12 protein-coding genes are annotated in these 12,997 nt (G+C 45.1%); 2 read left to right on the top strand and 10 right to left on the bottom strand.

Annotated elements, in window-relative coordinates; translation table 11 throughout:
• Positions 1-223 precede the first annotated feature (223 nt).
• On the bottom strand, positions 224-1,327 hold the full coding sequence (ychF, locus tag BW716_RS20430) for a redox-regulated ATPase YchF (RefSeq protein WP_083725407.1): 1,104 nt from the start codon (positions 1,325-1,327) through the stop codon (positions 224-226).
• 150 nt (positions 1,328-1,477) lie between these two features.
• Between ychF and BW716_RS20425 the strand changes: the two genes are divergently transcribed.
• The gene (locus BW716_RS20425) at positions 1,478-2,716 is read left to right on the top strand and encodes a nucleoside recognition domain-containing protein (RefSeq protein WP_083725405.1); all 1,239 of its coding nucleotides are present in this window, start codon (positions 1,478-1,480) and stop codon (positions 2,714-2,716) included.
• A gap of 50 nt (positions 2,717-2,766) precedes the next feature.
• Positions 2,767-3,963, top strand: coding sequence for a YeiH family protein (locus BW716_RS20420; RefSeq protein ID WP_083725403.1), 1,197 nt, complete (start codon positions 2,767-2,769; stop codon positions 3,961-3,963).
• Here BW716_RS20420 and BW716_RS20415 read toward each other — a convergent pair.
• The 9 genes from BW716_RS20415 to BW716_RS20375 form a co-directional block, all read right to left on the bottom strand.
• Complete coding sequence (locus BW716_RS20415) at positions 3,960-4,253, bottom strand: thiamine-binding protein (protein ID WP_083725465.1); 294 nt, start codon at positions 4,251-4,253, stop codon at positions 3,960-3,962. The two genes, BW716_RS20420 and BW716_RS20415, sit on opposite strands and share 4 nt — an antisense overlap.
• The gene (locus BW716_RS20410; protein WP_083725401.1) at positions 4,253-5,770 is read right to left on the bottom strand and encodes a bifunctional GNAT family N-acetyltransferase/carbon-nitrogen hydrolase family protein; all 1,518 of its coding nucleotides are present in this window, start codon (positions 5,768-5,770) and stop codon (positions 4,253-4,255) included. Before BW716_RS20410 ends, BW716_RS20415 begins: the two co-directional genes overlap by 1 nt.
• Before the next feature lie 124 nt (positions 5,771-5,894).
• On the bottom strand, positions 5,895-7,103 hold the full coding sequence (locus BW716_RS20405) for a glycosyltransferase family 2 protein (RefSeq protein ID WP_179091201.1): 1,209 nt from the start codon (positions 7,101-7,103) through the stop codon (positions 5,895-5,897).
• A gap of 1 nt (position 7,104) precedes the next feature.
• Positions 7,105-7,872 (bottom strand): bifunctional 2-polyprenyl-6-hydroxyphenol methylase/3-demethylubiquinol 3-O-methyltransferase UbiG, encoded by a 768-nt coding sequence (locus BW716_RS20400; protein WP_179091200.1) that lies wholly within the window; start codon positions 7,870-7,872, stop codon positions 7,105-7,107.
• A gap of 13 nt (positions 7,873-7,885) precedes the next feature.
• Positions 7,886-9,019 (bottom strand): glycosyltransferase, encoded by a 1,134-nt coding sequence (locus tag BW716_RS20395; RefSeq protein WP_083725395.1) that lies wholly within the window; start codon positions 9,017-9,019, stop codon positions 7,886-7,888.
• Positions 9,019-10,047: an NAD(P)-dependent oxidoreductase gene (locus BW716_RS20390; protein ID WP_083725393.1), complete on the bottom strand. Its 1,029-nt coding sequence runs from the start codon at positions 10,045-10,047 to the stop codon at positions 9,019-9,021. Before BW716_RS20390 ends, BW716_RS20395 begins: the two co-directional genes overlap by 1 nt.
• 12 nt (positions 10,048-10,059) lie before the next feature.
• Positions 10,060-10,971, bottom strand: coding sequence for a glycosyltransferase family 2 protein (locus BW716_RS20385; RefSeq protein WP_083725391.1), 912 nt, complete (start codon positions 10,969-10,971; stop codon positions 10,060-10,062).
• 24 nt (positions 10,972-10,995) lie between these two features.
• Entirely contained in the window at positions 10,996-12,135 is a 1,140-nt protein-coding gene (locus BW716_RS20380) for a sugar transferase (protein WP_220388800.1), read from the bottom strand.
• 62 nt (positions 12,136-12,197) lie between these two features.
• Positions 12,198-12,584 carry a response regulator gene (locus BW716_RS20375; protein WP_083725389.1) on the bottom strand — a complete coding sequence of 129 codons (387 nt, stop codon included), beginning with the start codon at positions 12,582-12,584 and terminating at the stop codon, positions 12,198-12,200.
• Between the last annotated feature and the right edge of the window lie 413 nt (positions 12,585-12,997).

Below are 12,997 nucleotides of genomic sequence, written 5' to 3'. Positions count from 1 at the left end.
TACTAAATAAGTAGACAAATATAATAAAGGAAAGATTAATGGAGAGGAAAAAATATTTACGGGAAAGGATTAATTACCAGTTTAAAAAACGGGGCTATCAGAGAATCAGATCGTGTGTAAGCAGGAATTAAAGCCCCCTGAAATAGGCGACGCCCTGGGACCAGATGGCCCAGGGCGTCTTTTGTTGTAACCCTCATCGGCCCTAAAAGCCGTGAAGCATCTTTTATACATTAAAACGGAAGTGCATAACATCACCATCCGCTACGATATACTCTTTACCTTCAATTCTAAAGCGGCCGTTATCTCTGGCAGCTGCTTCTGAACCATATTTAACATAATCATCATAAGCAATTACTTCCGCTTTGATGAAACCTTTTTCGAAATCCGTGTGGATCACGCTCGCTGCCTGTGGAGCTTTCCAGCCTTTATGGATGGTCCACGCCCTTACTTCCTGCACACCCGCTGTGAAGTAGGTGATCAGTTCCAGCAGGTTGTAAGCAGAACGGATCAGGCGGTTCAGACCTGGCTCAGTCAGGCTGTATTCAGAAAGGAACAGTTCCTTGTCTGCCGGATCTTCCATTTCAGAGATCTGTGCTTCGATGGTATTGTTCATCACGATCACCTGTGCGCCTTCGGCTTTAACACCTTCCTGCAGCGCCTGGGAATATTTATTGCCAGTGTGCATGCTGCCTTCGTCTACGTTAGCTACATACAGCACTGGTTTTGCTGTCAGCAGGAACAGGTCTGCAATAGCAACACTGTCTTCCTTGCTCAGACCCAGTTCACGGATATTTTTACCTTTTTCCAGGTGTTCCTGGCATTGTTTCAGGATTTCGTATTCTTTCTTTGCTTTCGGATCACCACCGGTCTTCGCCATCTTTTCAGTACGGGCGATTTTCTTTTCCACACTTTCCAGGTCTTTCAGCTGAAGCTCGGTATCGATGATTTCCTTGTCGCCGATCGGGTTGATCGCACCTTCCTCACGGAGGATGTTGTCATCTTCGAAACAACGGATCACGTGCACGATGGCGTCTACCTCACGGATATTGGCGAGGAACTTGTTTCCCAGACCTTCACCTTTACTGGCACCTTTTACCAGACCGGCGATGTCTACAAATTCAATGGTAGTAGGTACAATTCTGTTTGGGTTTACCAGTTCTGCCAGTTTACTCAGTCTGGTATCCGGTACATCCACCAGTCCTACGTTAGGTTCAATAGTACAAAAACGGTAGTTGCTAGCCTGCGCTTTTGCGCTGTTGCTTACCGCATTAAATAATGTCGATTTTCCCACATTCGGTAATCCAACAATTCCTGCTTGTAACGCCATTTTTTTAAAAAATTTGCGCGAAGATAGTATTTTTTTAACTTAATTAAGAAGTTTTGCCATCCGGCCTCTTCTGCGCTAAAGAAGCCATCTTGCAGCCGGGTAAAAAATTTATTACATTTACCGGATTACTTATATAACCAATCTAAATTCATGGCTTTAAACTACGTCTGGCTGGCTTTTTTCCTGGTTTCTTTTGTGGTGGCACTCTTTAAACTGATCGTTTTGGGAGATACCGCTGTGTTCTCTACCGTTATGACAAGCATGTTCGACAGTGCCAAAACCGGGGCCGAAATCTCACTGGGTCTGGCCGGAATCATGACCTTCTGGCTGGGAATGATGAAAGTGGGTGAAAAAGCTGGCATGATTGAAGTGTTTGCCAAAGCCGTAACACCCTTCTTCTCGAAACTGTTTCCATCTATTCCAAAGGGCAATCCTGCCATGGGATCCATGCTCATGAACTTTAGTGCCAACGCACTGGGACTGGACAATGCCGCTACTCCCCTTGGCCTGAAAGCCATGAAGCAGCTACAGGAGATCAATAAAGAAGAAGATACTGCCAGCGATGCCCAGATCATGTTCCTGGTGCTCAACACCGCTGGGATCACGCTTATTCCTACATCAGTGATCGCTATCCGGCTGGCACAACATGCTGCCAACCCTGCGGATATCTTCATTCCTACCCTGATTGGTACACTCATCTCCTTCATATCGGGTATGATTGCCGTAGCCATCTACCAGCGTCTCAATCTCTTCAAATTGCCCGTATTGATATTTCTGGGCATCTTCGGCGGCTTACTGGCTATCTTATATTATGCCATGCATAACCTGCCCGCCGAGCAAATAGCGACTTATACAAGCTTAATTGGCGGACTGGTGATCTTTTCGATCATTGTATCCTTCCTGACCCTGGGATTGATCAAAAAAGTAAATGTCTACGATGTATTTATTGAAGGGGCGAAAGAAGGTTTTCAGACTTCCGTAATGATCATTCCTTACCTCGTGGCCATGCTGGTAGGTATCAGCGCCTTCCGCGCTACCGGGTGCCTGGATTATGTAACAAATGGCATTGGAGCTGTAGTTGCCTGGATGGGTCTGAATACTGATTTCGTACCTGTACTGCCTGTCGGCATCATGAAGACTTTCAGTGGTGGCGCAGCGCGGGGCCTGATGGTTGATACGATTGTACACTATGGTGTAGATTCCTTCCAGGGCAAACTGGCCAGTGTAATTCAGGGTTCTACAGAAACTACCTTTTATATATTAGCCGTATACTTCGGATCCGTAAATATCAAAAAGACCAGATACGCCCTTACCTGTGGACTGATTGCAGATGTAGTTGGCCTCATAGGCGCCATTATTATCGGCTACATTTTCTTCTGGCATAAATAAACCTTATTTACTATCTTACCGGCACCACCACGAACGAAAAAACCTTATGCATGCTTACTAAGAAAATCCACGAAGACTGGATCGCTGTCATCATAGCGTTCCTCTCAATTGCCGTTATTACCTTTGGTCTCAAGCCTTTTTTCGGAACCGTGATCCTGACCAAAACCGCATCGGGTTTTATATGGGTAGCCGCCAGCCTGTTCATAGCGAAAGTACTTATCCGCAGTACGGCGGACTTTATAAAATTACTTCCCGCATTATTAGTGATTGTATTAATTACGCTTGTGGCACAGATCGTGGCGAACACCGCATTCATGAAGTCTTACGGCATAGAAGTGGTACTCTTCAGCCTTATTCTCGGGTTAATCATCAGCAATACGATCGGTGTACCTGGCTGGTTAAAACCTGCTATTCAAACGGAACTTTATATCAAAATAGGATTGGTATTATTAGGTTGTACCGTCCTGTTCCAGGATATCGTCAAAGCCGGCGCTTTGGGTATTATTCAATCCGTAGCCGTCGTATTTACTGTCTGGTATTTCAGCTTTTGGGTATGTAAGAAATTAGGGCTGGATGATGAATTCAGGATGATGATATCCAGTGCAGTGTCTATCTGTGGGGTATCTGCAGCCATTGCCACTGCTGGAGCGATTGAGGGAGATAACAAGAAACTATCCCATGTCATTTCACTGGTATTGATTGTCGCCATTCCGATGATGCTTTTTATGCCTTACATCGCCAAGTGGGCAGGCATGTCTCCAGCTGTAGCGGGTGCGTGGCTGGGAGGTACCATCGATACTTCCGGTGCAGTTGTAGCTGCGGGTACCATGCTGGGTGAAGAAGCCCTGAAATATGCCACCCTGGTAAAGTTCTCGCAGAATGTATTATTAGGATTAGCAGCGTTTTTTATCTCTTTATACTGGTCTTATTCCAAAAAAGATGCGAACTACGAAAAGCCAACATTGAGAACCATCTGGGAGCGCTTCCCTAAATTCGTGTTAGGTTTTATCCTCGCTTCCCTCCTTTTCTCCTTTGCCCTCAGCCCTATGCTGGTGACAACCATCAAGGGTAGCATCAAGGAATTACAAACTTACTGGTTTGCCTTAGCCTTCACCTGCATAGGGCTGGAAACAAAGTTCACTGACATTTTCAGTATGGAAAGAGGACGCCCGGCTATGGCTTTCATCATTGCACAGGTGTTCAATATCTTCTTTACACTGGGTATTGCTTACCTCGTGTTTGGTTAATCATATTTTTCCATCTTGTCGTCGATGTATACATCTGCGTCTTTTTTGATCTGCATTTTGATGTAGCACAATAGCTGTGATGCACCGGCAGTGAAGCATACTTCCTGTGCCTGACGTACCACCGCCATTACTTCATCATACTTCCCTTCTATCACAGTTTCAAACGGACATACCCGGTACTTGAGGCCAGAGTTGTGAATGACAGCAATGGCCTCATCTACTGTTGCATAAACCTTGTCTGACGGTACTGTAGGCAGGATCTGTAAAGCTACGTTAATCGTGTGTTCCATTATTTTTTCCATTTTACTTCGTAAAGATCTTTTCGTATATCCTTTTTGGTCTGCACGCTTCCAAAGGCATGCAATTCCTTTAATAATACCAGGTCGACATCTGCAATCACCACCATTTCTGTATTAGTGGTCGCATCTGCTTTAACCCCTGTTACAGGAAATGCAAAGTCAGAAGGGGTTAATACTGCACTCTGTGCATATTGCAGATCCATGTTATTCACCTTGGGCAGATTACCTACACAACCCGCTATGGCTACATAACATTCATTCTCGATGGCACGTGCCTGTGCACAGAATCGTACCCTGTTGAAAGCATGCTGAGTATCTGTGAGAAAAGGTACGAACAGGATCTGCATCCCCTCTTCTGCCAGTATACGGGATGGTTCAGGGAATTCTACATCGTAACAGATCTGTATCCCAATTTTTCCACAATCTGTATCAAAAGTTTTCAGTTCATTCCCCCCTTTGATTCCCCATGCATACACCTCGCTCGGTGTAGGATGAATTTTGATATAATGATCAAAGGTACCATCCCTGCGACAGAGGTAAGAAATATTATACAGTGCATCCTCAATCAGGATCGGCATACTACCTGTAATAATATTTACATTGTATGCCACTGCCTTACCTACAAACCAGTTCCTGATCTCCTCTGTGTATTTCGCCACACCCCTGATGGCCTGTGCAGAATCCATCTGGCTAAATTCTGCCATCAATGGGGCGTTGAACAATTCAGGGAAAACCACAAAGTCAGACCCATAATCGCTCACGGCATCAATGAAATATTCTACCTGTTGCAGGAAACCATCCAGGCTGCCATAGTCCCTCATCTGCCATTGCACCAACCCGATACGCACAGTAGATTTATTATAACGAACGGTATCATTATCCTTTTCATAGTAGATATTATACCATTGTAATAGCGTAGCGAATCCTCTGCTGGCTTCATCATTCGGCAGGTAATTCTTTAATATTTTCTTTACTAAAAAGTCGTTGGAGAATTGAAAGGTCAGGGTAGGATCATATATTTCTTTATCCTTAACTTTCTCGATATACTCACGGGGAGTGAGCTGATCCGCATATTTCTCATAATTCGGAATACGGCCACCGGCTACTATACCTCTCAGGTTCAGCCGCTCACAAAGGTTCTTGCGGGCGTCATACAAACGTCTGGCCAGTCGCTTGCCCCTGTAATCAGGATGTACAAACACTTCGATACCATATAAGATATCCCCTTTGGGAGTGTGGGTACTGAAAGTATAATACCCTGTGATCTGCTCATAGGTGTGCTCATCCCCAAATTTGCCATAATCCACGATAATGGATAAGGCACAGCCCACTATCTTCTCATTCACAGTGATGGCAATCTGCCCCTCCGGAAATATCTCAATGAGCCTGCGGAGCGTGGGTTCCCGCCAGTAACTGCCTGCCATATCTGGGTAGGCCCTCAACATAGACTCCTTCAAATCGATATAATCCTCTGCGGTCAATTGCCTGATTTCTACAGTTTCTGACATGGTCTCTTCGTTTTACAGGCAATTTAAAGTAAAAAGGGCATATCATGACGATACACCCTTTTTGCGGATTTTTCGCATATTCCCCCGCCGCTTTGCGGGGTTTTCCTCAAGTATGAGAGGAAAGCTATTGATTCAGTAGATCCTGAATATAGATAACCTTATTATTTTGAGTTTGTAAAAAGGCTTTATTTGCTCTGCCAATGTGCAGGAATGCTTTCACCTGTCTGATAAAAAATACTGGCAGGTAAAACAGCGCGGCTACGGTTTTCCTGTCTGTACTCATCACCGCTACGATGATCAGGAAAGACAAAGGGAACAGCACCATCGCCACTAGCCAGCCCAGCATCCACACCGGTGAGATCCAATAGTTCACTACTGCAAAAAAGGCCGCTCCCACCACCTGCAGAAACAATGGCGGACGCAGTAAATTAAAACCAAAGAATACGAGGTTAAAACTGCCACGTTTCAATCCCGTCAGCAACACATCCCAACCGTATTTTAAATATTTAAAGTAGGCATTGATCCACCTGGTACGCTGTGTTTCCAGTGCATCGCCGCTATCAATCTTCTCATCGTATACCTTCGCTTCTTCTGCATAGGCCAGCTGTGGAATCAGTTTCACAATATCGGCCTGGATCTTCTTATCAAATCCACCCAGGAAGTTGCGATAGATTACCTGCTTGTACAGGGCTGTTTCGATAGCAATACCCAGTCCCCATATATTGGCAGACAATCCCATTTCCATGCGCATACGCCTGTCAATGAAGTTGCTGAAATAGTTACCTGCAGCATCCAGTTGTGCATATACGCTATCGTTGTTCTTCGCCAGCATATTGGTTTGTACCGCACGGTAACCTTTATTGAAATACCTGTTCAATACGTCGAGGTAATCAGGATGCAACAGGTTGTCTGCATCCAGTATGATCATTACATCGTGTGTAGCATCAAAATGATTGATCGCATAGTCGATGGAACGGATTTTTGCATTTAAGGGTACTTCCGGCAGTAACACTTTTACCTGTGGATCGTCGTTGTATCCAATGTTCGCATGTTCACAGCCATCCGCTACAACATATACTTTGAAGTGGCGGTAGGTTTGCCTGAGTACAGAATCTACAAGGGGTGGAACCAGTTGTAGATTCTTATGGGCCGTGATGATGACTGCAAAAGAATAATCTTGTGCCGGTGCTTCAGTATTCACCTTCCTGCTTGCAAAGAGGGAGCCAAAAAATTTCTTTATGCCATAAACAAGCAAAAGAATAGTTGGCTGTAGCAGGTACGCTGCCAGCAAAAGCTGTATCGCTGCAAAGCAGTAAAAAAGGATGGTCCACATATTAATTTGCTTTTTCCCAAACAGAAAAGAACCCACCTGTAAAGCGGTAGGGCAATGCATCGGCGATCTTACAATCCAGCCACTGTAATGCACGTACTTTTTTAGCTACAAAAGAGAACGGGAATACATCCTCAATAAAATTCGCTTTGCCAAAACGTACGATGCGGAAGTGGTTTTGTGTAGACAAATTTTCCAGATCCGTTTTGTTGAAAAATTGCACATGATCCAGATTATCCGCTGCCGACTGCACAGTAGTTCCTGTGTAGCCCAGCGCTTTCTTGACACCGACCACCATTCTCCATGGCCAGCTGTTTTTTTCACGCATTGCTAATACGGGGCGGGTCACAAACAATTCGCGGGGGCCGCTGCCATTTGGCACAGTCACGATGAGCACACCGTCCTGTTTCAACGACTGGTACAAAACTTTCAATAAAGAAGAAGGATCCTGCAGGTGTTCCAGTACCTCGCTACAGATGATCGCATCAAATGTATCGCCCTGTGCCACGAGCTTCTCTGCACTGATTACATCAAACCACACATTGGGCAATGTATTCAGAGCACGTGCACGGGCAATAGTTTGCTCGCTCACATCAATCCCCAGTACATTGAAACCCAGTTTACCCAGGTGACGGCTGATCACACCGTTGCCACAGCCTACATCCAGCACCCTGGCATCCGCCTTTACCTTCCCTTTCAATGAGTCACTGATAAAGTCAAGCCGCTTCCTGTCAGCGATTCTATCATATTCATATGTAATAGTAGTAGTCATGATTCGTATCCGGTTAATTTTGATGATCAAGCACATCCCTGTACAGGTCTTCTACCTGACGGGTCATGCCTTTTGCACAATAATGCTGATTCACAGTAACAGCTGCTGCGTGCTGTACAGATGTACGTAAGGGTACATCTGTATGTAAGGTGCTGATGGCCGTAGCCAGCGCCGCAGGATCACGGACGGGAACAACCAGCCCGTTTTGCCTGTCGGCTACAATTTCTTTGGAGCCATCTACTGCTGTCACGATCACGGCCTTACGCATGGCCATGGCTTCCAGCAGCCCGATTGGCAGCCCTTCCCAGAGGGAGGGTAAACAATAAATATCAATTGCCTGTAACAATGCCGGCACGTCGCCGCGGAATGGCTGATATACAATATGGCTGGCAATGCCTTGTGCGGCTGCCAGTGAAACCATTTCTTCTTTCATATCCCCTTCCCCTACCACCAGCAGGGTAATGTCGCGATGTTGCTCCAATACCTTTTTAAAGGCGTAAACAAGTGTTAAAGGATCTTTTTGAATTGTAATGCGTGCAATGTACCCAATCACCGTATTTTGGGCTGGAATACCTAATTCCTGGCGAATGTTGTTTTGTGATGCGGAAGGATTGAATCTGGTCAGATCGATCCCATTATTGATCACCGTAGACCTGAAGCCTGAAAAATGCTTCACACCTGTATCCCTGTTAGACGCAGAGACAGAGATGTTCGCCTTTGCTCCACTGGTCAGCAACCTTTCTGACCATACCCTCATCTGCTTTTGCAGAAAAGGCTGATCATCGTGAAATGACCAGCCATGGATCGTATACAATAAAGGTCGGCCACTCATGCGGGTGGGAATATACAGATTGCTGGCAGCACGTGAACCGTGTGCATGAACGATGTCAATCTGTTCTTCCTGTATAAGCGTTTTGACCCGTTTCCAGCAGGAAGGGTCAAATGCTTTCAGGGAAGGAATTACATAATGGCGTATACCCATTTCCTGCAAACGCGTGATCATAGGTCCGTCTGTAAAAGACAGCACCACCGGCTCAAAGCGTTCTTTGTCCATGGCATCCACCAGGCTGAGTACGTGGGATTCCCCACCACCTATCAGTCCCTGGCGGATGGCCTGCAATACCTTTATTTTAGGTGTGTTGTTCATTATGCCGGAACGCCTTCGGCCTGGGGTTGTTTCCTTTCCCAGCCCTGTGGCAGTTTTTCGTAAATCTCAATGTTTTCGAATTCCTTGCTCTTACGCGCACCTACTTCTTTGGCCCATGCTGCCATTCTTTCAATGCCTTCCTGTAAGGAAACACCACTGCCTTCGCCAAATACGCTGTGTGCTTTGGTGTGGTCAGAGTAAGCGTGCATAACCTCGTTACGTGCTGCCAGGTATTTGATATCCGGGGTTACACCGAAACAGGCGCCTACTACCTTCGCCAGTTCATTCACCGTATAAGGTTTGTCTGCACCAATATTGAAAACCTGATTGTAAGCAGCAGGAATGTTTACGCTGTTCGCAATCGGAATAGCCACATCGTCAATAAAGCTGAAAGCCCTGGTCTGTTCACCATCACCGAAGATGGTGAGTTGCTGGCCCTGCATGATCTGGTTCATGAAGATGCCGATTACGTTACGGTATTTATCGCCAATGTTCTGGTTTTCACCATATACATTGTGCGGACGGAATACCACGTAGTTCAGACCAAACATTTCGTGGGCTGCTTTCAGATCCAGTTCTACTGCGAACTTAGATACGCCATATGGATCTTCCGGCATTGGCACCATTTCCTCACGCATAGGCAGCTGACCTGCACCATATACAGCGATGGAAGAGGTAAATACGAAACATTTTACTTTATGCTTGATAGACTCATTGATCAGGTTAATGCTACCAATGAGGTTATTGTTATAATTGAAACGGCGGATAAAGTGGCTCAGCCCTTCAGCTGCATATGCCGCCAGGTGGTATACATATTGAAAACGGTATTCTTCAAACAGACTGGTCACCAGCTGATCGTCGGAAACAGAACCCTGAACGAATATTGCACCTGCAGGGATATGATCTTCGAAGCCTCCGCTGAGGTCATCCAGTACAACTACTTCATGTCCCATTGCCAGGCAATGTTTTACGACATGTGAACCGATAAAGCCGGCACCGCCGGTAACAAGTGATGTTATTTTAGACATAATTGAGTTTTTTTATACAGGTGAATAACTTGATGTAGTGAGGTTCCAGAACGTGCCTTTTACAAATGACCGTAAATGCTTAAACTGTCCTTTCATTGTGTAAGTGACCACTGCCTTGGGGAACGTAAGGAAACTAAAGAAACAGAGGAACGCTGCCAGCTGCATCTTGTTCGTATTCCTGCGCATGTAGAGAATGCGGTTACGTGTATGGTAATACGCTTTAATCGCGCTTTCCTTACCCATGGTGATGGACTCCTTATGAAAGATCAGCCCGTTAGCATTATAATAGATCTTGTACCCGGCGCGCAGAATTCTGGCAGACCAGTCACTTTCTTCATAGTAGATAAAGAATTTGTCAGCAAAGCGGCCTACATTGTCAATCACTTCACGCTTTACCATCATGGCAGCGCCATGTGCACACCAGGTAGGGCCTGATACATCGTGCTGACCTTTATCTTCCTCCTTGCTGCCTACAGCCCATGTACGACCTGTTAGGAGGTTCATCTTGTTAAAGCCGGCGTATTGGATCACATTGGGGTGAGAGTAAAAACGAATTTTAGGACATACCACGCCAATGGTTCCGTCTACATAAAATGGCTGCAACAGGTGCTCCAGCAGATCGGGAGTGACTTCTGTATCATTATTTACAATGAATAAAAAATCACCTTTCGCCTGCTCAATACCGAGGTTGTTGCCACCGGTGAAACCCAGGTTTACAGGGCTTAGAATGAGGCGGAGATTCGGATAGTTGCCTGCTTCAATTTGTGCAGTAGGATCAACACTGGACCCATTATCTACGATGATCGTCTCAAAATTGCGGTAGGTTAGCTTTTTTGTAGACTCCAGAAATTCGCAGGTAACAGTTGTCTGGTTGAAATTAAGGGCAATAATGGACACCAGTGGTGTTTGTTCTTGCAAACTCATAATCGTATTCGGTAATTATTAATTTTATACATTATCCTTCTGCCTCAGGGCATTCGGAGTATTAGCGAGAATCCACATATCGTACAGCACAGAATGTTTTTCAGCATAACTTTTATCCAGGTTGATGCGCTCGCTCACGCTCATATCTTTATTCCCTCTCTTCTTAATCTGCCACAGACCAGTGATGCCGGCAGGTGCCAGAAAGCGGCCGGCGTAGTCGTCTGTCGTGAGGGTAGCAGCTTCGTACAATGGAAGGGGCCGATTGCCTACGAGTGACATATGTCCCAGCAATACATTCAGAAGCTGGGGAATTTCATCTAAACTGGTGTTGCGAAGGAAGGTACCCAGACGGGTTACACGGGGGTCATTACTAATTTTGAAAAACACAGGACCGGTACCGTTTGTATCGTACTGGTTCAGGTGCTTCATCTGGGCAACCTGCTTGTCAGCATCCGCTACCATGGTGCGGAACTTGTAAAATTTGAAGATCTGGTAGCGTTTGCCAGCGCGGTGAGACACATAGAAAACAGGCCCTTTGGACCCCAGTTTGATTAGAATAGCCAGGACAAGAAATACCGGGGATAACAATAAAAGCAGTGTGCCGGCAAATAAGATATCCAGGCCACGCTTGATGGAATAGTTAAGGTAATAGCCAGGCTTTATTGAAACAGATCTGTCATCTTTTTCAATAGTCTGTGCCATGTGACGGATCTGCTGCGCAGTACGCAGCTTTTCTTCAAATATCGCAGGGGTAACGGCGGGGGTAAGGATATCATCAATACCTCCTATGGTGCGGAGTTCTTGTTTCAGCGAGGCTGATAATGCTTCAGTATAAATAAACACAGGTACCTTGGCAAGCCGGGATTCAGTGCGAATAAAATCCCTGAGCTTACGCAAATTGAAATGGGGATTGTTATGTACGTTACATATAATAAATGTAGGCACTATGTTGTAATGCAGTTGTTCCTTTAGTACATTCACTGACAAAGACAACTCTTTTGCAGTAAAAACATACTCCTCGGTTTTGCCTGTGACCCCATCGAAGAATTCATCATTCCCGATGCAGAGTGTGTACCTGTTCACGTGGCTCGAGGCCATGGTGAGTACTTTGGTACCTGTCTTTATCCTGGCATCAGGATAGCTCAATGGTAGATTAGATATCATGTGCGTTCGGTTTACTTAAAAAATCTTGTGTAACAATGGTCACTGGGGTGCAACAAAAAAGATCATCCCGCTATACTCACTGACTGTCTTGTGCTTAACTGGTTATCTACAATCTCGAGCAACTTAATTGGATCAAATGGTTTGTTAATCACTCTAGCTACATTGGGATATAGGGGGATACTGTCCTTCAGGTCCATACCTGTAAGAACGATAACTGGTATATCGCTATATAGAGCATTGCCTGCAAGGTTCTTGGCGAGCTGCCAGCCGTCTATATTAGGCATTTGCACATCCGTGATGATCAGATCCGGAATATTGCCGCTGGATAACCACATTGTTGCAGTCAGTCCGTCTGTCGCAGCATATACTTTGTACTTGTTGCCTAACATCGCTTCTAACAAAAATCGCATTGGGGCACTGTCATCTACTATTAAAATCTTCTTTTTCATTTTAACTCCGGTTTAGAACATAAAAGATTGCTCTGTAAACCAAATGCGTTCACGCTACAACGTTTGCTGTTGCAGAATGGGCAAATGGAATCTCTTTGATCTTCCAGGAGGATAAGGTAGAATTATCACTAAATTAACACCACTTGCAGTTTAATACATATGCGATATAGAAAGGCATACGCGCAAAGACTGCGGTGGTAGTTCATTTCAGGACAAATTGGTTAAAGTGAATTTCAGAGGAGATGGCTATGGTTACATTTAGCAGATTGCTATAATCAGGGTAAAAATATTTATTATTCCTGAATAGTGCAAATAAAATCTTGAACAATATTTTTTTCGCACTTGAAAGTCAACAATCTGATGGTTTTTATCGAAATCTGGCCCAAAAGTATAGTAATAATTATTTTTTAATA

The organism is [Flexibacter] sp. ATCC 35208 (genome assembly GCF_001975825.1).
GTDB lineage: Bacteria > Bacteroidota > Bacteroidia > Chitinophagales > Chitinophagaceae > Chitinophaga.
Note: the sequence above shows the minus strand (reverse complement) of the source record. Positions and strands in the feature narration are given on the sequence as shown.

What these genes read in the sequence shown, in the direction of transcription:
- BW716_RS20405 (WP_179091201.1), bottom strand. Translation starts at nt 7,103, where the DNA reads ATGTGGACCATCCTTTTTTACTGCTTTGCAGCGATACAGCTTTTGCTG.
- BW716_RS20425 (WP_083725405.1), top strand. Translation starts at nt 1,478, where the DNA reads ATGGCTTTAAACTACGTCTGGCTGGCTTTTTTCCTGGTTTCTTTTGTG.
- BW716_RS20410 (WP_083725401.1), bottom strand. Translation starts at nt 5,770, where the DNA reads ATGTCAGAAACTGTAGAAATCAGGCAATTGACCGCAGAGGATTATATC.
- ychF (WP_083725407.1), bottom strand. Translation starts at nt 1,327, where the DNA reads ATGGCGTTACAAGCAGGAATTGTTGGATTACCGAATGTGGGAAAATCG.
- BW716_RS20385 (WP_083725391.1), bottom strand. Translation starts at nt 10,971, where the DNA reads ATGAGTTTGCAAGAACAAACACCACTGGTGTCCATTATTGCCCTTAAT.
- BW716_RS20395 (WP_083725395.1), bottom strand. Translation starts at nt 9,019, where the DNA reads ATGAACAACACACCTAAAATAAAGGTATTGCAGGCCATCCGCCAGGGA.
- BW716_RS20400 (WP_179091200.1), bottom strand. Translation starts at nt 7,872, where the DNA reads ATGACTACTACTATTACATATGAATATGATAGAATCGCTGACAGGAAG.
- BW716_RS20390 (WP_083725393.1), bottom strand. Translation starts at nt 10,047, where the DNA reads ATGTCTAAAATAACATCACTTGTTACCGGCGGTGCCGGCTTTATCGGT.
- BW716_RS20420 (WP_083725403.1), top strand. Translation starts at nt 2,767, where the DNA reads ATGCTTACTAAGAAAATCCACGAAGACTGGATCGCTGTCATCATAGCG.
- BW716_RS20380 (WP_220388800.1), bottom strand. Translation starts at nt 12,135, where the DNA reads ATGATATCTAATCTACCATTGAGCTATCCTGATGCCAGGATAAAGACA.
- BW716_RS20415 (WP_083725465.1), bottom strand. Translation starts at nt 4,253, where the DNA reads ATGGAACACACGATTAACGTAGCTTTACAGATCCTGCCTACAGTACCG.
- BW716_RS20375 (WP_083725389.1), bottom strand. Translation starts at nt 12,584, where the DNA reads ATGAAAAAGAAGATTTTAATAGTAGATGACAGTGCCCCAATGCGATTT.